The following is a 19,505-nucleotide window of genomic DNA, read 5'->3' as shown; positions in this document are numbered from 1 at the left end:
CGGGTCGTTCAGCGGTTTTTGTTTGTTAGACCGTATTCTATCCATTTAGAAACACAATTAAGGCAATACCGCACTATAATTAAAAGTGAAATTTTTACAAACTTATAGTAAAATAGACTAGTTCTTTTTGTATCCAAGAAGTATATGGGGGTTAATTATTGAATAAAAGTCTAGCAGTAAAGGTATGCTCTTGTTGTCTTATTATCCTGTCTATTTTGCTCAGCGCCTGCTCAATTAAGCAGGAAAATCCGCAAGAGCAGCGTCCCAGCGCAATCCCAATTGCCGAGCCTCTTCTTAGTTCAACAATAAGTCCTACAGCTAGTACTTATCACCATTCTTTAAGCGACTACTCTGGCAGTTGGACAGATGCAGTATTTAATCAGTATCTCTGTGATAATTGCTTTAGTGGAATTGATATTTATAGTACAGACAGCGATACAGGCAGCTTGTCTTTCTATTTATATAATCCTGATCGTGTGATGGACTCGTCCACCGAAATCAAGCTTACAGACAATGAAGGCTCTTTTCTATTGGAGGATGATGCGGGAAAAGGAACTGGTACGATAAAGCTGGAACCTGATCGCGTTATTATCACTTTAAAAATGGATACCGATATAGAAGGCGTTCTAGAGGCCTATAGTGGTGAGCGAACCTTTGTAAGAGACCCCTATATAGGACTGACTTATCTGGACCCTCTCACTCTAATGACAGACTACGTTAAAGACAAAGATGGGCTTAACAGCTTGAATTACATTTACGATGATTCAGCGGAATGGAATGAAGAGCTGAATGGCACTGATGAGCTGAAGGTTATAGTCGGATTAGATGACAAGGGAGAAATTACAAAACGATTCACGGTGAACAGATTGACGGGAAATATAGTGGAGCTACCCTTTTTTTGAGTATATCCCTCACAGTAATAAAAGAGCCCGCTCATCACTGAGCTGGCTCCAACTATAAATCATAAGTTATAAGTCATCTATTCCAATATTTCATTTGAAAATGCCGCTTACAGCTCAATTACCGTATATTTAATTTCCTGCTCTGAATTTGGCGCCATCGCATGCAGCTCGTGATCCGGTAACTCCCACATAGGCTTGGCAGGCATTTTATAGCTTTGCAAGTTCTCATTTGTCCGCCGCACGGCGTAAGCCTCTGCCTTGCCTTCAACCATCATTTCAATTCTGTTGACGTTGTTCAGGTCAACACCCTCGTTAATGGACATGCCCGCCAAATCAACGGTAGGAACCTTAATGGACCAGACGGATAACAATCCTGGCATAATTCGGGTACGACCATCACCTACGACGCCGCCTGCCTTAAAGCTGAGCTTCTCTCCATCAGGCTGAAGGTTCACCTCATATTGATACAAGCCTAAGCTGCTTTTATGAATAAAATCATGGCGCTTCGCTTCTCGGTCAAGAAAGGTGGACGACCCGGAATGCGCAAAATCAACATGCACTTCCCCGTCCGTCACACGCGCTCCAGGCAGCACAACCCGGCAGCCGCTCACCATCATATGTGCTTTTCCGGCGATTTTGCTCCGGATGAGAAGGTTGTCAAGCGATAGAGAGAATACAGCCGCATCGCCTGCACGCATCGCTGCAAACTGCTCTGGAAAAGTCTCCTCCTTAAAAATAAATTTAATATTTTCAAACGGCTGAATGGCGCTATCTGCGGTATTCAGCATATTTTTCAGCTTGACGACCACATCGGCATGGATACCGCTCAGCTCTGCGACATGGCTGTCTCTGATTTTCGGGAAGCGATCCTCTCCCAAGGTCATATAGCGGTATGCCTGATATTCCTGATACAGGAAGTCAATCAAGGCAAGCCTAGCCTGACTGAACCGTTCGAAAATGTACGTATGGAACAGCGGCAAGCTTGCATCCATGCCGTCACCCAGGTTTTGGCGCATATGCGCTTCATTCGCATGCAGCTCAATCAGCTCGGCTAACAGCTTCTCATCCTCCAGGAAATAGGCACTGTAGGCCGACGCTTTATTCTGATAATCCTCGACAACATTGAGGAATTCATAAAATGCGGCTCGGTATTCCCCCGCTCTTTCGGGCACCTTGTTGTAAACCGGCTTCAGCATCTCCTCAAATTGCTCCCGTGACATCGTCATCAGCGTCGAATTATATCCGAAATGATCTTGTGCAGCGTTCATCTGCTTCGTCAGGTCGATCAAGCCTCCGCCCTGCTCCCACAACGCACGGCCTGCTGCTGCGGTCTTCTTGACCGAATCCAACGATTTGGACAGCTCTTTCTCCTTCTCTTTCTTTTCCTTCTTAATCGTCTTATCGCTTTTGAAGGCTTCGTCTATGACGATCGTCTTTCCCTCAGACGCCAGATTGCTAATAGCGGATGCCAAGGCACCGCCAGCTCTGAGCGCTCCAACTACAGGAGCTACACCCGTAGCCAAAGATACGCATGTAACAACTATATCTACGGTTATCTTCAGCGACTCCACACGCAGCTCGTTTTTCAACGCCTCGACAAACGCGGTCGCTTTCGTTTGCAGCTTCTCGCCTTGGCTGTACACATCCTTCAGCATCGCGTCGATATTGTACTTAAGCTCTTCTCTCTCTTTGATAAGCAATACTCTACGTTTCTCTATTTCCACTGCTTTGTCTGAGGATTGAGCCAGGGCTTCCTTAATGACTCGAACCCGGCTGTCCTGATTGCCCTGCACGCTTAAATATTCCTTATATAGATCCTCCGCTTGCTGGGCTGCTGTTATTAAGTTGCCGCCAAGCTCCAAATATCGGTCGAACGGCATAAGCGGAACCCAGTTCCAAGGATGTCCAAAATAATCAAGCCCTTGGCTGAGCTGGGCAATTAGAATAGCAGCTTTGTTTCGCAGGGCAAGCCACTGAAGCGAAACCTCCAGCATACGGCTTTTGAAATCCTCAAAACGGTGCGCCTCATCATCATGCACCTCATGCAGCACAGCATAGCGAAGCTCTTCGAACCAATTCGCATCCGGCATTGTTTTAAGCAGCCAATCCAGCAGAACCCCCGCTTCTTCCAAGCGTTCCTCGCTGGAAGCAAGATAAGCAATGCTGGCTTTGTGCAGCGTGAGGATTTTCTGCTCCAGAGACCCCATCAGCCGCTGATCAAAGAATAGCAGCGTGGGAGCATTCTGCCGATGAATCATTTCAAAGCTGCCGAAGAAATCGGCATATTCAATAAGAGCAGCTTTGCCTTCGCTATCAATGCCACAGCGTCCCGGTCTGCCGTCTACCGCAGCTGCCTTATACTCGCCATCCTTGCCGTTTGTTCCGTCTAGTCCATTTTTCGCCCTATTCGTCTCACTGATAATATAAATATAATTTTTTTCCATCCATGCCGGCGCCGGCTCCTTATCATAAAAACGGCCCCCTTTGCCGCCCGTTCCTCCGCGTGCCCCCTTGCCCGGTTTTGTCTGCTCACCGGCCTTGCCCGCCTTGCTCTCCATCGTAATGTAGTGCTCATTGGCTGAAACTACGTAGCCGACAACAATATCCCCTCCGTTGCCGCCATCTCCAGATTTTCCGGCATTCCCGCCTTGGCCACCTTTGCCGGCGTCGCTGCCCGGCGTTGGATCGTCGTCAAAAAAAATGTTGAATTTATAGTCTACTCCTTTAATTCCGTCCGCACCTATGCCTCCGTCTCCGCCATCCTGTCCGCGCCCGCCTTGGCCGCCGTTAGCGACCAGCTTCAATTCGCCCTTCAGCTCAAAACGCTCCGCCGCCAATGTAATAGCGCCGCCATTAAAGCCATCTGAACCAGACTTGCCATTTGCACCGTCAGAGCCGCGCTCACCTGGCTTGGCTCCTGCAGGGCCATTTTCAGCATGGTTAGTCTTAGAAAAGTTGATTGAGGGTTCTTCGCCTGATGCATCGATGACTGCCTCTCCCTCAGAGGATATGATACGAGCATTAATTGTAATATCTCTTCCCTTTGTTTCAAGCTTGCCTGATAGGCAAATGGTATCCGCATGAATCATATAATTGCATTTGGTATCGCTTAAATATTCCGATGTCAAAGTAAAATCAGCTGCTGTTAAATAAATCGTATTGCCCTTCTTTCCACGCTGAACATTCGAATACTTCAATTGATTGGCTAGCCATTCTTGCTCTGTGTCCTGCTGCGCTAGTCTCTTCTCGTCGATATGATTTTCTTTCGTCGGCATTCCCTTCGCCCCCTGTATTTTCCTCATTTAATAGCGAAAAACCAGATTACTTGCATCCTTCTATCGGCAATATTCCTGTAAAAGCTTGTAAGCTTTCACTAAATACATCATATCAAATCGTTCTGAACGGATATTGAACCCTATTCTCCCTGTCAGCCGCGGATTGAAAATCAAATGATGTAGAGGAGCAGGCCCTCCACAGGATATAAAAAACAGGCTGCCACGAGGCAGCCTGCTGATTATCTTCTTTTTACTTTTTATGGTGCTAACAGCAAATTCAAATTATTGACGATTCCAGGCGTATATCGTTCACCGCTGCCGCCTTCACCAAGCATGCCATCGTAACCGTCGCCCCAAGCCCATAAGGTGCCATCAGCTTTTAGAGCGTAGGTGGTATTGCTGCCGCCCCCGTTAATCACGAGGACATCAGAAATACCATTAATGATCCCTGGAGTGTTTGTATTATTGGTATGGCCGAAACCTAACTTGCCGCTCTGGTTACTGCCCCATGCATATACATTCCCATCTTCATCTTGTGCAAAGGATTGATAATTCCCAGCACCGAGCAGAGTGATTTTAGGTAGGTCTTCAAGTTCAACTGGAACCAGCTGATTGTCATTCGTTCCGTTGCCTACTTGACCCATTTGGTTGAAGCCCCAAGCATATACGCTTCCTGTCGCGCTTAAGGCAAGAGCATGCTGGTTGCCCATTTTCATGGAAACGATATTCGTCAGTCCCGATACTTGAACCGGAACATTACTGCTTGTTGTCGTGCCGTTGCCAAGCTGACCATTTGTATTGTCGCCCCAAGCCCACACGGTTCCATCAGCTTTTAAAACGTAGGAGGAAGCGTATCTAGCCTGAATTTCGAGCACATGATCCAAGCCTGGTACTTGAACAAGCGGTGAATAATCTCCCCATGTCCATACGGTTCCATCACTTTTCAACACAAGTGAGTTCGTGCCACCTTCTGCTGAAATAGCGATAGCATGATCAATCCCGTTCACTTTTACTGGTGTACTGCTTGAGCCCCTGCCCCATTGCCATACGTCCCCTTTCGCAGTCAGAATGAGGGAATGGCCAAAGCCAGCTTGTACCGCAATAATATCGCTTGGCAGGTTAGGAACTGTAAATCGGTTAGGAGAAGCTGTCGTCGTCCCATCGCCAATTTGGGCATTCCAGTTAGCGCCCCATGTGAGCACTTGACCCATAGCGTCCAGCACAATAGCATGGTTCGACCCTAATGAGAAATGATTTTGCGGCAAAATAGCAATATCATTCACTTCATACGCCAGTTCCTCAGAGTCCAGACTCGCTTCTCGCATTGAATCTGCTGCATGTGCGGTTATCGTATGTGTTCCCGGCGATAAAGCATTCATTGCAAGCGTCAGCGTATCTGTTGTTGCCGTCCCAGAGGCCAGAATTGTCGTTCCATCTGTGTCGTAAACCGTTACCACGCTGCCAGCAGTCAGCTCGCCAATCGTAATCATTGGCAAGTGGTTCGAATACGAACCGTCTATTGAAATGACCGGCTGCCCCATTACGCTTTCTTGACTTACAGCTTTCGCTGCCTGTCCTGTTGTAGGAACCGCTGCATTTTTTGGTGTCACTTCAAAAGTAATGTATTTGCCAGCATCTTCGCTGCCAAGCACATACGTTAAGCCTTCAGCTCCATCAATTGCTGTATAATTAATCGTCTGTTCGAAGTCATCTGAGCGATACCACTGATAGGTGGTTCCTTCCTCTGCATCCCCATCGACATCCCAATAGTAATAATCCCCTGTTAACGTTTGTCCCACTGCAAGTACACCTGTGACTTGAACTCCTTCTACGTATGGTGCAACGGGGGCGTTTTTAACGATGTCAGTTGCTGCGCTTTTCACGGTTTCCCCAGTCGTTGGCTCTGCCGCATTCACAGGCGTAACTTCGAAGGTGATATAATATCCCGCATCTTCCTCGCTGAGCACATAGGTTGAATTATTTGCTCCATCAATTTGCGTATCATTCAAACCATTCTCATCATCCGAACGATACCATTCGTAGGTTGTTCCATCTTCCAAGTCGCCATCCGCATCTTGGTAAGTGTAGTTGCCCGTTAGCGTTTCTCCAACGGTCGCTGTCCCGCTAATAAAAACATCGGATGCCGTTGGAGCCAGTGGCACTGGCGTTGCCGTTGGTTCTGGCGTTGCTGTTGCACTTGGCTCTGGCGTTGCCGTTGCACTCGGCTCTGGCGTTGCCGTTGCACTCGGCTCTGGTGTTGCCGTTGCGCTTGGCTCCGGTGTTGCCGTTGCGCTTGGCTCTGGCGTCGCCGTTGGTTCTGGCGTTGCTGTAGCCGTCGGCGTTGCGCTTGGTGTCGGAGTTGCTGTTGACGGCACAGTTGTTGATGATCCCGTTGTTGGAGCTGCTGTTGGAGCTGGAGTAGCTGGAGGATTTTCAAAAGTCGTCCCCGCTCCTCCCGTATTAATGGTAGCCAGTACGATTGTACCTTGACCTAACATTCTCACGACCGTATCCAGCACTAGCGTGTTAACCCTGCTGGCTTGGCCCAGATTAACCGTCGAGCCTGTTGCTCCTGATTGGATATTCAACTGTTGAACCGTACCTGTCGGCAGGTCAACTTGAATTTGCTGAGCGCTGACATTGACCGTGTTGAACGAGCCTTGCAGGGTTACTTTCGAGCCTGCTGGCAGTGCTGTATTTACGTTTACATTGCCAAAGCCCGTTGCTGAGCCAGATTCCTGAATAATGGCAGAAGAATTGATCATAACAAGCGCAACAGTTGTTGAGCCCTCTGACACGATGCGTACAGTTCCCGTGCCTGATTTTTTGTCGATAACAATATCAATAAGCACCGAGTCGTTAAAATGGATACTGTTCTCGCCGCCGCCTTGAACGGTTACGGTTCCCGTTACTTTAACGTTATTCAAAAACGCATCACCCTTGCCGATGCCTTCTCCCAATAACAGGTCGCCATTAATGACCATGTTTTGCAGCGTCACACCGCCTGTGCTCACAACTACATCTTTATTAATGGTTTCAACTCCGGTAGCTGGGCCATAAGTTCCCGCCGTGTCATACACGGTAGCTTGCGACTCCATTGCCCGGTTCAGCGTTACTACCGCTTCTGCGCGAGTAATAAAGGCTGCTGGTTTGAACGTATTGTCCGCACTGTAGCCCTTCATAATTTCCTCAGCCACGACTGCCCCAATCGCATCCTTGCTCCAGCTGGCAAACTGATTCGCATCTGTGAAAGCTGCTGCCGTAGTGCTGGATGCCGGATTAATTTTCAGCAGACGGATGACAATTACCGCAGCCTCTTGACGGCTAATCGGCTTGAAGGCTCCGATTGTTCCATCCACATAGCCGGAAATGTAGCCTGCCTTCACCGCTTTCGCGATATCTGCATAAGCCCAGTTTGTAGCTGGTACATCACTAAACGAAATTTCCGTTTGCTCGGTAAAACCGAATGCACGATTGACCAGTGTTATAAATTCAGCTCTTGTAATTTGATTTTCCGGCTTAAAGCTGCCGTCCTCATAGCCTGTGATCAGCCCCTTGCTGATCCACTCTGAAACTTGGCTTTGTGCCCAATGCCCTTCAATATCGGCTGGGGCTGCCGCTGTCGTTGTGGCACCAAATGCCATACCAAACGACGACAACAATAGACATGCTGCAACTGCTGATGATACAAGCCTTTTGACTAGTTTATTCTTCACGATAGTCCTCCTAAATCATTCTCATTCACTATTTATTGGTTCTTTATTCCTACCAATAAATAAGTATAACTCTACCCAATGACAGCAAAATGACAAACTCCGACAAGGAGCATGTAAATCTGGTATAGAAACAGCAATCCTCAAAAAAAGCCCTTCGAACGAGCAAAAGCAGCCTTCCCGAAGGAAGGACTGCTTTTGCTCGTTTCTTGGTATATGTTAAGCAAACGTCATCATGGACAATAACTCAACCGCCGGCACCTTGATACTTGTTCGCACCATACATCCAGAGCCTATAGCCTGCCCAATGACAAAGGGGACCGACAATTGGCACCATCCACATTGCCCATTGTGGCAAAAGGGTGGCATCATTAGATAAAAGGAATGCAGCGGGATAAAAGCTAACAAAGGCGAGTGGTACAGCGACGGTAAGCAGTAACTGAATAAACGTTCCGAATATCGGCAAAGGGTACGCAATAAAATCTTTCAGTCTAAAAAACAGGGTGAACATAAAATGAGTTCTAATCCATATAAAAGAAACCGCACCGATTATGGTGAGGATTCCAGCATAAATCATAGCACCGCTGACAACGACTAATATTAAGTATATGTACTCGCTCAGCATCCATTGCATATTCAACTTCGAGATGGACCAAATCAAAACAGAACCGGAGATTAAAATATGGGCAATGTACCCTAAGTTGAAGCCTCTGCTTACTAGGTAAAGATACGGATTCACAGGTTTTATTAGCAAAATATCAAACGTGCCCTGTTTAACCTGGTTTTCCAATTCACGCATCTGTACAAAAGAAAAGGATGCCCCTAATGCATATGTAAAGAGACCGATGCTATACAGAAGGGCTATTTCAGGCCAAGTCCAGCCAGCTATCGTGTTAAACCTTTGGATAAACAACCAGATTACAATATAGTCTCCCGCATATGCGACGATTTGAGCAAAAGCGGAAAGGATGAAATCAGCCCGATACTCCATTCTTTCTTTTAATAGTAAACGAACCAGCTTGCCAAACAACTGCAGTGTCATGAATTTCCGTCCTCCTCTTTATCCGCCCTGCACAACTAAGCGACGCACGGCTCTAGTCCAAAGCCATTGAACGAGGACGAGTAATCCAACGATCCATCCTATCCCCATGGCAAGCACCTGCCACAGTTCACCGCTCGTTATATTGCCTAAATATATGGCAGCCGGGACGTAACCCATATACTGAAACGGCAGCATTTTCGCTATAGAAGCCCATGTAGGAGGGAAAAACCAAATGGGCAAAAAAGAGCCAGAGAAAATAGTAATTAGGCCTCCCATCATCCAACTAAGAGCAAAATGATTCATAAACCAAAATGCGAGTAAAGAGATCAAATAACCAAGAAGAAATGAAATAATCAGAGCTAGAATCAGTGCCAATAAAAAAGCGAAAAGATGGGTTAATGTCGCAGGTGGAAGTATTCCGAAAAACAACCCTGCTATCAGGAGAGACGGCGCAGCAGTGAAGGCTAGTTGATAGAGTGAATTGCCTAGCCCGTCAAAAAGCAAATATAACGGGTACGATAGCGGTTTGATTAGTTCAGAGGCAATCGCTCCCGATTTTAAGCTTCCATCTACTTTACTGCTTACACCATTTAACAACAGGGCAAAAAGCAGGGTATTGATAATGCTGTATGTAATCATTTGTTCAGCCTTAATACCAGCTACACTGCCGTTTCCAATAACAGCTCGCCAGATTTCAACCTGGATCAGAATCGTGACAAAGTTGCCCAGTAAACGGAGCCAAACCTCCGAACGGTAAGCTAGCTGATTAGAAAAAGCTTTCATTGTGAACATCAGATACATTCTCATTGCTAACCCACCTTAACCAATTTGGCGTTTTAAATCCGCTTCAGCCAGCTGCTGATAGAGCCGACGGATAACAGAATCAATATCCGCACTTTCAATTGAAGCGTCTTCAACGGGATACTTAGCCGCAATTCGACTCACAAGCTCAAATACGCTTGCATCACTTTTTGCAATAGAATAGGTTCGTCTTAACCCTTCCTCTTGGAGCAGTGTTATGCCTGGCATATCTATTACACCTGGTTCTTCCCGAAAATCAATGACAACCTGGCGCTCCTTCCCTAATCTATTGCGGAGCTCTACAACGGACCCGTCGTAAACGACGCTCCCTTTATTCACCACAATCATTCTTGGGCATATTTCCTCTATATCTTTCATATCATGTGTCGTTAAAACGATGGTTACTCTTTTATCACGATTTACAGTACGCAAAAACTGCCGAATTTGGTCCTTGGCGATCACATCAAGACCAATGGTAGGCTCGTCAAGAAACAGAATTTTAGGCTCATGTAAGAGCGCCATTGCAATTTCAACACGCATCCGCTGCCCTAGACTTAATTGTCTCACTGGTTTTTGAATAAATTCCTTGATGGCTAGCAATTCAACGCAAAATTCCAAATTCTTTTCAAACGTTATTGGAGGTATCTTATAAATGTACTTATGCAGATCAAAGGAGTCCTTGACCGGAAGGTCCCACCATAATTGGCTTCGCTGTCCGAAGACCACTCCAATTTGCCGGGAGTTATCTTTACGTGCTTGATGAGGCACGCTGCCGAGAACTCGCAGCTCTCCAGCAGTAGGCACCAAAATGCCGGTCATCATCTTAATCATTGTTGATTTCCCCGCGCCATTAGGACCCAAATAACCTACAGCTTCTCCTTCCTTAATGGAAAAACTAAGATGACGAACGGCCGTTTCTTCTATATACTCACGCGTAAATAAGCTCCTAACGGAACCAAGGAGCCCCGGGAATCTTCTATACTGACGATAGGTTTTGGTGATATCATTTACAGAAATAATAGCCATACCACAATTACGCCCCCTTTTTCACTTAATGTTTCACAACTTCTAAAACGGGCATATGGGTCCAAAAATCCTTCTGGTACGGCGGTGCCGTTTGCCAATGCGGGATTCTGCCTAGCAAATTATCTATGACACCTATAATATATCCAATATAATTGCCACTTCCATGGTTTTCATAAGGCAAATAAATGAGCAAGCTCCCATTGTCACTTTGAAAATCAGAACAGCCTTGCAGAACATCCTTTTCTCCCACATGGGCAAATTTAGATCTTTCAACGGGTTGAAGCCTATTGTTTTCTTTGCGAATAATAACTTGATGGGTGAAATAATCTGGGCATTCCAGATTCGAGTTTATAAGAAAAATCATTATTTCCTGATTTTCAGTAAGGCTATTTAATGTTGCTTCGGTAAGGTTTATACGGAGTATAAGCTGATTTCCCTCATATTTAAAGTTATAGTGTAAATCAAATTTATGATCGTTTACTAATAACTGATGCCACTGCTGATCGTTTGTTTTTATGGGCGCGCAATAATTTTTATTATGTTCGCTAAAAGCTGCTTTTTTACTCATTAAAGCGATCATTTTCTTACGTTGATCACTATCAAGAAACAATCTCTCTGTGATGCTGATATCCCATTCATAAAATGATTGATTAGGATGGATTGCCTCGTCTGTTTGTATACCATCAAGAAATGAAAGGTCGGTGCCGGCAAATATCTCTTTGATTTGCTTTATAACTAGAGCAGACTCTCTGCTCAATTTATACTTAGCCAATCCTTTATTTAAGTTATCCCTATTCAAGGTTTGCTCATATTTTTTCATAAACATGACAATATCAATATAGTTTTTAAGGGCCGGAATACGCTCATCGAAGCCCTCGGCATCATTGAATGCATTTTCAAGCAAGGCCATGCAGCTATGCTCGAGATCTAGGGTTTTTACATTTTCGCTGCCCTGGATATGAATAAATTGAGTGGATTCCAGAAAGGAAGTGATTTCTTTTATGGATTGATGCAGATGCCTTCCTGTCTCAAGTACAACGTATCTTCCAGAATGGGTCTGTTTCCAGTACTCGAAAAATTCATGACTATCTGGAGCTTTCAATATAGGCTTATCCAAATAAAAGAAGTCGTTTGGATCCTTCCTGTCTATGTGATACGTGTTTTTATTTCCTATGGCACTATGAAAGCCGCATACATTTAACAGCTCATTAATTTCATCCATCTCGTTTTCATCAATGAGTAAATCGATGTCCCGAGAGTCCCTCTTATAAGCATCGTCATAGATGAGGATTGATAAAGCGATGCCTTTGTTTAATACAATATTTACATCCATTTCTCTGGATTTATCAAATAATAATTTAATCTCCTTCATTCTCTCATCGATAATTTCCACATGGCTTTGGTAGATGGTTTCACACGATTCTTTTAAGCTATCCGGTAGGATAGGAGCTATATTTTCATAGGCTAAGGCAAAAATTTTATGCTGCTGTAGTAATTGGATTAAAATCGACCAATCCATATCCTGAAAACAATCCGCCGCTAGTTGCTGATTATTTATCACACTTTTTGACACTTCTAATACTGCCGCTTGCTCTCTCGTTAATTTCATATATCCTCCATCATACTAATGCGTTTTCAAGGGTTAGAAGCTTATCTTTGAACTTTTTCACATTGCCATAAGCCTTTCTCATTTTTAAATCGTCTGGGTTTATCACCCTTGAAAAAGGCAATATCGCCTTGCTTCTAACGATTAAGGAGAGCGTCATTTCATTACTTGGAATGACGCGATGAAAGCTGCCCGCTTCAAAGAAATAAGTGTCGCCCTCTACTACCTTAGAGCTGCGAGTTAATTCAATCTCTACTTTATCCATCTCAAGCTCCGTGACCTTATATTCTTCATGGGTATATTCACCGCATAGCATGATGACCGCAAAATTAAATCTATGATCATGAATACTTTCAAACGGCCATTTATTTTGCGGCCAGTAATGCAGACGACCACGAATTCCCGAATCCTCGCTGTTCCACAATACATATTTTTCAAATCCCAAAGGATGAATTTCCATGAGTGACGCTAAATTGCCTAATTGATCCTCCGATTCTTGACGCAATTCTGAAAGCCATTCTGTAACCTTCTGTAGATTCACCTGTTCCTTTAGCAAGCCGCACATTCGCTCTAATTCCGTTTTGCTTTCTAAGGTAAATGTACGGTCTACCACTTCAACAAATTTATTTAACTCCATACGAATAACCTCCCTTTGCGCTAATCATTGCTTTTACATTTAATATAATTTCAGAATGAATATCTTGGGGATCTCTTTCCCCATTAATAATTAAAGCATCCTCAGGCAATACCTCTTGAAAAGCTTCTCTCACATGAATAAAGATAGAAGGGTCCTTTTCTTCATATTTCAGATGCCCATCTCGGGCCTGTATTCGCTTAATGGTTATTTCGGGCTTAATATCTAAAAAAACAGTTAAATCTGGCTTCCTTATTGAACCATAAAGATTTTTAATATCATTTATATCCATACCCCGAACTTTGAAATAGGCATAAGAACTGTAAATATAGCGGTCAGATATAATATGAACGCCCGAGTCCAAACGCTGCTCCAAATCATACATATGGGTGATTCGATCAGCAGCAGACAGCATCGCAATCACTCGCATGTCATGGACCTGCCCATGATCAAGATAGGACCGTACTCTTGGATCATTTCTATATTGATCCGTTGGTTGCTTCGTGTTGTACAATTGCATATTATTATGTTCAAACCATTTAGTAAGCATACCGATTTGTGTCGTCTTTCCTGCTCCGTCCAACCCGCACATGGCAATTAATAGTCCACTCAAAATGTCATACCTCCATTAATATCTATTGAAGCCCCCCATATATAGGAGGAGTCATTACCGAGCAAGAAAGCGATTACATTAGCGACCTCTTCAGGCCTTCCGATTGTGTTGGACAGCGTTTTTTTGCGATGATAGTCGCGCCTCTCTGACGTTTGCACCTTCGACATGTCTGTATCTATAATGCCAGGCAATATGGAATTCACTCTTATTCCCTTCGGAGCAAGCGAAAGGCTAAGGCTTTTTGATAGTCCCAGAAGTGCTGCTTTCGATGATGCATACGCAGGGTCGCGACTTCCCACTTTAGCAGCTGTACTTGAGGTGCAAATAATGTTGCGTAAACGATCACAGCCTTGTTCTAGCAATAATTGCACGATAATAAATAAAGAAGTTACATTCACAGCGTGAACCTTCTGCCATAATGATAAATCGTATTGCGATAGACTAAGGTTAGGATATATTCCAGCCAAATGAACAATACCCGTTATGTTATTCAAATCATCTTTATATAAATCGAATGCTTTCCTGATTTGCTGCTCATCACTTAGATCGCAGTGTATAGGAAGGTCCACCGCTGTACAGCTAGTCTTCAAATCAATACCAACTACTTGAACGTCCCGCTCTTTTAACTGCCTTATTAGCTCTGAAGCTATGCCCCCTCCAGAACCCGTTATTAAAATTTTATCCAATAGATCACCCTTATACATTTATTTTCATTCTATCTCTTAATAAATCTTGCTCAGGCTCTTTCGACTTATTACTCAAGTATTTAAGAACCTTCTGATCGGTTCCATCATAAACTAAAGCAAATCTATCAACGACATGAATACCTGCGTTGCGTGTAGCCTCATATTTTTTTCTATTATTCCCTATAAGCCTAACCTCAGTTATGTTAAAATGATTGAGTATTGCGATAGAAGCTCTGTAATTTCTAGCATCCTCCATCCCCGTTCCCAATTGGGAATAAGACTCGACAGTATCAAGTCCTTCATCCATCTTATTGTAAGAAAGAAGCTTCGTGGCCAGACCAAAGCCTCGTCCTTCATGAGAGGCATGATAGGTAATAATTCCTTGTCCCTCAGCACTTATTAACTCCATCGCCTTGTCCAGCTGCCATTTACAATCACATCTAGTGCAATTAAACACTTCGCTTGTTATACAAGCCGAGTTAAAACGACATAATACGGGACCTTCCCAATCAACTCCCTTGCGTTTTACGACTGCCAGGTGTTCAACGGATTCTGAAGGCGCTTGCAAAAGATCCGTTATACTAAAACGATACAAGTCCATCGTCCCAAAGATGGTATGAATCTTCCCTTTGACCACATGATTGATTACAGTATGACTGACCACGATTCTTCACCCCTTCTTCGCTAATTATTCCAACAAATGACTCTTAATATTATAAATCGGAAAATATGTAAACAGATACCTTTACAATTGGTTAATATTTCATATGTTTATTAGTGGTCCATTTAATAGGATTTCCTATGGTGTATTTTGATGAACAAAAAAAGGACCTCATCTCCGCTTCCGAGACAAAGTCCTTGAACTTTAATTCATAATAAAATTTAATAAGCATCTGAATAATTAATGGCTAAGCCGTACCTCATTGATTTTATCTTTAGACTCTCTTGCAGCCTTCGCAATAAATTCATAGAGGATCGCGTCTGTTTTCTTCTCTTCCTTCGCACCGTTATAGATGATGCCTCTGGATGAGGAAACCACGGCACCTAATCCTTTTGCATCAAAAAATGGCTTTAAATCATTAGCCGTTCCACCTTGGGCGCCGAAACCGGGAACTAGAAAAATAGAGCTCGGCAATACTTTCCGCACCTTCTCAGCATCCATTGGGTAAGTTGCCCCAACAACCGCACCAATAAAGGAGTAATTATTTTCTCCCAGTGTTTGCTGCGCTATTTTGTTTATATCATCAGCCATCTTCATATAGAGCAATTCTCCATTTTCCAGCTTTGCATCTTGTACTTCATGCGAAGAGGGATTAGAGGTTTTCACTAGTAAAAATAAACCTTTTCCGTTTCTTCCAGCTTCCTCGATGAAGGGGCGATAACCGTCGCTGCCCAGAAAGGGGTTAACGGTAACCATGTCTCCTGCAAGGGAGCCATTCCCAAGAAATGCCCTTGCATATGCACTCGAAGTGGAGCCTATGTCTCCACGTTTTGCATCATTGATGACGATTAAATTCTTCGATTTGGCGTAGGCAATCGTTTTCTCTAATGCACGAATTCCCTCGCTTCCATAAACCTCATAATAAGCTAGCTGTGGCTTTACAGCTATTACATGTTCGGCCACTGCATCAATGACAATTCGATTATAATGATATATGGCTTCAGCAGCCCTTTGATCGCTAACCTCACCGCTATCCAATAAATAATCCGGGAAGTATTGCAAATCGGGATCTAACCCTACGACTAATACAGAATTTTTATGTAAGATTTCTTCAATGAGCACATCAGCGAAATTTTTCATTATTATACTCCTCTTATAAAGTTAGATTACCGATTATAGAAATGGCGTTTCTAGCTTTTCTCCGTAAGGCTGCCGTTTTCAATTATCCAATACATTTGGTCAACTTAGTGATTTATTGTATCACACAATGCATACACTGTCTTCCATCCTATACAAAAAATTCAGATTTTTCACTATATATCCTTTCCATCATGCTGCTTCCAGTAAGTGTCCAGCTCCCTCAGCAGCCGCTCATAAAGCATAGTTATCTCAAGTGACGGGCTGACACCCATTTCATCATGCAGCATATCTACAAATTTAATATATTGATGAACTAATCCTACTTTGTTTTTCTGCATGGCGTGGGCACTCATTAGCAGCTTTATTGTCTCCTCATCCAGCTCATTCATCAAGGTCTGTTTAGTTAATAGCCGAATGGCTGACGCCGTATCTCCTCGCTGGAGCAAGGCGCTGCACAGCCGCTGGGAGAAGGCGATATACATTTGCGAAAAACGTTCAATCTCACTCCATGCCCAAGGATAGGCTCGATCTCCGAACAAATCCCCGACATAAAGCTGCTCCAGTTCGAGTGCCTCCTCGATATTTTCATCATGGATCAGCCCCATTTGCTTGCAGCCTTCTTCAAAGCTGAACATATCAAAGCGCGCCTCATTCAAATTCAGACCATAATGAACCCCATCGGAATGCAAGCTCCCCTTAAGTCCGTTCGTTTCAAGCAGCTTGCGCAGCTGGTAGGCGGTTGTGTTCAAGTAGCTTTCGGCATTTTTTCGGGGCATACCGCCAAAAATGTCCTCTATTAGCCGCGCCCTCGAAACGAGTCGGCCTTTATGCAGCGATAAATAGCCGAACAGCTCAGCGCTTTTGCTCGTCTTCCATTTTACAATTTCATCATGGGCACTGCGGATTTCCATTCTGCCGAGACAATTGAACAGCACTTTGGTCGGGGCAGCTTTCGTTTCCTCGGCTGGCATAGTGGGAGCACCTTCGGATAACGCTTTGAGAATGGTCTGTCTAAGCCTTTCCTGCATGACGGGCTTCACCATATAGTCGTAAGCGTAGACGCCGAACGCGGGCAGCGCATATTCCTTATGCGAGGTCACAAAAACCAGCTTCGCCCGCGAGCCTTGCTCCCTTAACCGCTGAGCAAACTCCAGTCCGCTTTCCTTTGGCATACTAATGTCCATAAAGATCATATCAATCTCCTGCTTTTGCAAAAAAGCGAAGGCTGCAGCCGTCTCCTGAAAGCTGCCCATGATTTCAACTTCGTCGATTTTGCCCAGCATTCTGTTCATAATCAGGTGCATCGCCAGTTCGTCATCGATGATGATGACCTTCATCCTGTCCCTCTCCTTTCTGACTGTTCATGGGGATAAGCTGGTGCTGATGGAGGTAGAGGCAATGAAAAATAAAACGTACTCCCCTGCTGGGGCGCCGTGTCAAACCAAATCTCGCCCCCGTTCAAGTGAACGAACTCCCGGCATAAAGTAAGGCCTAAGCCAACGCCACGCTCACCCGCGGTTCCTATCGAAGGCACAGGATAAGCATCCTGCTGCAATAGCGAATCCACCTGCTCCACTGGCACTCCCGCACCTGTATCGCTAACCGAGACGACCATTTTGCCCTCCGCAAGCTTAGCTCTTAAACGAATGCTGCCTCCGTAATCCGTAAACTTAATCGCGTTGGACAGCAGATTGCGTATAATCAGATCGAGCATCTCCTTATCGGCGAAAATGAACGTCTCCTGTGGAATCTCCGATATAATACGGATGCTTTTGCTTTCGCTGCGAACTTGCAAGAGACGCGCATTCAGCTGTACCGTCTGGGCAAGATCCCGCACCACCGGATTAAACACCATGCCGCCCCGCTGGCTGCGAAACCATTCGAGCAGGCTTTCTACGAGAGTAAACGTCTTCTGAATTTGCTGGCCCATCTCCTGAACGATTTCATCATGCTTGCCCCCGTAGTCCTGCAGCTCGTCCTCCATTAGCTCCATTAAGTTCAGCGATACCGCAAGCGGATCACGGATATCATGGGCGACCACGCTGAACATTTTATCTTTAAACGTATTAAGCTCCTGAAGCTGTTTGGCATTTTCCTGCAGCCTTACCTCGTTGTGGACACTTTCAGTCACATCGCTTAATAGCAGCATCTGGCCGGCTGGACGCCGCCGGTTATCGTGTATAAAGGAGAGATGTAGGTTGTAAAACCGTTCATCGCCCTCCCTGGCAAGCTGCACTTTAGGAGCAACAGCGGGGCCTTGAGCTATTTTTTCAAGTAGAATGGGGTATTGTCCGAATATGCTGGCGGCAGGCTGACCGATCCAGCCATTGTGGAGTCCCTTTATTACCTTTTTCGCTGATTCGTTAAAGCTTGTCAGCGTGTAGTCCAAATCAAAGACCAAGACGGCATCCTGCATGGAGGCAAAAACCTTTTGCAGCGCAAGCGGAGCCAGCCTCAACATATTAAACTGATAGATGCCCCACATATAGAAGATGCCGGAAATTAAAAAACCAAATGGAGAAATATCATACGGAATATGAAGAATACCGCTCAAATAAACGAGGGTAAATCCGTATGGACCCCACGATCCAATAAACATGAACGCAATTTGCTTCCTCATGCGCGAAGCAGCCTTAAAAAACATTTGAACCAAGAGAATGATGCCAATGACAAAAAACGAATAAGCGTACACAACATGAAGGATGTAAAATGGCCCTTTTTCCAAAACAACCAATGGAATGCCTTCTGAATAATCCAAGGTCATGCTTTTGTAAAAGAGGTGATGCCATTCATTCGTGTGGTGGGCTAGAAAATTAAAGAAGGGTATAATGAGCAGAAGTAAGACGAGTTTTTTGGTGACGAGCGCTTGGCGACCGGTATATTGCAGCACCATGATAAACCATAATATCGTACCGAATGGAATACCTATATATTCAATGTGCAGCCAAAATCGGATATCCTCCAAAGTATGGCTTACAATTTCAAAGGCGTAGCCGAAAGTATAAAAGGCCCCCGTCAGCATCCCCAACCCATAGCTAACGGCAATGGGGAGCTCTCTTCTTTTGAAGCAGAGATAGCACATGATTAGGGAGCAGCAAGTGGCTGCCATGAGCATGGCAGATAGATATAAGTTGTTATACATGGCTGATTGCCCCCGTAGAAGACTGATCTTTATGGATCTCCTTCATATCTTACCAGAAGACTCGGAAAAAAAACATAAAAAAGAGCCAGCCCGCGAACGGGCTGACTTGATTAACCTGTTTATTGCTTTATTGATTTATTTGCTTTGCAGCGCCAAAATGTTCAGCAATACCGTTACTGCTTCCGCTCTTGTTGTATAAGCTTGAGGCGCGAATTGGTTCTCGCCTTTCCCTTGTACAATGCCGGCTTGCTTGGCGTAAGCCAC

15 protein-coding genes are annotated in these 19,505 nt (G+C 44.7%); 1 reads left to right on the top strand and 14 read right to left on the bottom strand.

Annotated elements, in window-relative coordinates; translation table 11 throughout:
- Positions 1-158 precede the first annotated feature (158 nt).
- Entirely contained in the window at positions 159-902 is a 744-nt protein-coding gene (locus ABEW34_RS21895) for a hypothetical protein (protein WP_430161417.1), read from the top strand.
- A gap of 107 nt (positions 903-1,009) precedes the next feature.
- Here the strand turns inward: ABEW34_RS21895 and ABEW34_RS21890 are convergent, their stop codons facing one another.
- From ABEW34_RS21890 to ABEW34_RS21825, 14 genes are all read right to left on the bottom strand, one after another.
- Positions 1,010-4,177, bottom strand: a complete 3,168-nt coding sequence (locus ABEW34_RS21890; protein WP_430161416.1) for a hypothetical protein — start codon at positions 4,175-4,177, stop codon at positions 1,010-1,012.
- Positions 4,178-4,434: 257 nt separating this feature from the next.
- The gene (locus tag ABEW34_RS21885; RefSeq protein ID WP_430161415.1) at positions 4,435-7,893 is read right to left on the bottom strand and encodes an S-layer homology domain-containing protein; all 3,459 of its coding nucleotides are present in this window, start codon (positions 7,891-7,893) and stop codon (positions 4,435-4,437) included.
- 244 nt (positions 7,894-8,137) lie between these two features.
- Entirely contained in the window at positions 8,138-8,932 is a 795-nt protein-coding gene (locus ABEW34_RS21880; RefSeq protein WP_430161414.1) for an ABC transporter permease, read from the bottom strand.
- 18 nt (positions 8,933-8,950) lie between these two features.
- Positions 8,951-9,739 carry an ABC transporter permease gene (locus ABEW34_RS21875; RefSeq protein ID WP_430161413.1) on the bottom strand — a complete coding sequence of 263 codons (789 nt, stop codon included), beginning with the start codon at positions 9,737-9,739 and terminating at the stop codon, positions 8,951-8,953.
- 12 nt (positions 9,740-9,751) lie between these two features.
- The gene (locus ABEW34_RS21870) at positions 9,752-10,759 is read right to left on the bottom strand and encodes an ABC transporter ATP-binding protein (protein ID WP_430161412.1); all 1,008 of its coding nucleotides are present in this window, start codon (positions 10,757-10,759) and stop codon (positions 9,752-9,754) included.
- A gap of 25 nt (positions 10,760-10,784) precedes the next feature.
- A complete protein-coding gene (locus tag ABEW34_RS21865) occupies positions 10,785-12,368 on the bottom strand; it encodes a nucleotidyltransferase family protein (RefSeq protein WP_430161411.1) in 1,584 nt (527 codons plus the stop codon).
- A gap of 10 nt (positions 12,369-12,378) precedes the next feature.
- Positions 12,379-13,002 carry a hypothetical protein gene (locus tag ABEW34_RS21860; RefSeq protein ID WP_430161410.1) on the bottom strand — a complete coding sequence of 208 codons (624 nt, stop codon included), beginning with the start codon at positions 13,000-13,002 and terminating at the stop codon, positions 12,379-12,381.
- Positions 12,989-13,612 carry a dTMP kinase gene (gene tmk, locus ABEW34_RS21855; protein WP_430161409.1) on the bottom strand — a complete coding sequence of 208 codons (624 nt, stop codon included), beginning with the start codon at positions 13,610-13,612 and terminating at the stop codon, positions 12,989-12,991. Before tmk ends, ABEW34_RS21860 begins: the two co-directional genes overlap by 14 nt.
- Positions 13,609-14,298, bottom strand: coding sequence for an SDR family NAD(P)-dependent oxidoreductase (locus ABEW34_RS21850; RefSeq protein ID WP_430161408.1), 690 nt, complete (start codon positions 14,296-14,298; stop codon positions 13,609-13,611). Before ABEW34_RS21850 ends, tmk begins: the two co-directional genes overlap by 4 nt.
- A 10-nt stretch (positions 14,299-14,308) precedes the next feature.
- Complete coding sequence (locus tag ABEW34_RS21845) at positions 14,309-14,962, bottom strand: hypothetical protein (protein WP_430161407.1); 654 nt, start codon at positions 14,960-14,962, stop codon at positions 14,309-14,311.
- 237 nt (positions 14,963-15,199) lie between these two features.
- Complete coding sequence (gene pyrF / locus ABEW34_RS21840) at positions 15,200-16,099, bottom strand: orotidine-5'-phosphate decarboxylase (RefSeq protein WP_430161406.1); 900 nt, start codon at positions 16,097-16,099, stop codon at positions 15,200-15,202.
- Positions 16,100-16,272: 173 nt separating this feature from the next.
- Positions 16,273-17,436, bottom strand: a complete 1,164-nt coding sequence (locus tag ABEW34_RS21835; RefSeq protein ID WP_430161405.1) for a response regulator — start codon at positions 17,434-17,436, stop codon at positions 16,273-16,275.
- Positions 17,433-19,241: a histidine kinase N-terminal 7TM domain-containing protein gene (locus tag ABEW34_RS21830; protein ID WP_430161404.1), complete on the bottom strand. Its 1,809-nt coding sequence runs from the start codon at positions 19,239-19,241 to the stop codon at positions 17,433-17,435. Before ABEW34_RS21830 ends, ABEW34_RS21835 begins: the two co-directional genes overlap by 4 nt.
- 135 nt (positions 19,242-19,376) lie before the next feature.
- Positions 19,377-19,505, bottom strand: coding sequence for an S-layer homology domain-containing protein (locus tag ABEW34_RS21825; RefSeq protein WP_430161418.1), 129 nt, complete (start codon positions 19,503-19,505; stop codon positions 19,377-19,379).

Origin of the sequence: Paenibacillus algorifonticola (genome assembly GCF_050481745.1) — a bacterium.
Lineage (GTDB): Bacteria > Bacillota > Bacilli > Paenibacillales > Paenibacillaceae > Pristimantibacillus > Pristimantibacillus algorifonticola_A.
Note: the sequence above shows the minus strand (reverse complement) of the source record. Positions and strands in the feature narration are given on the sequence as shown.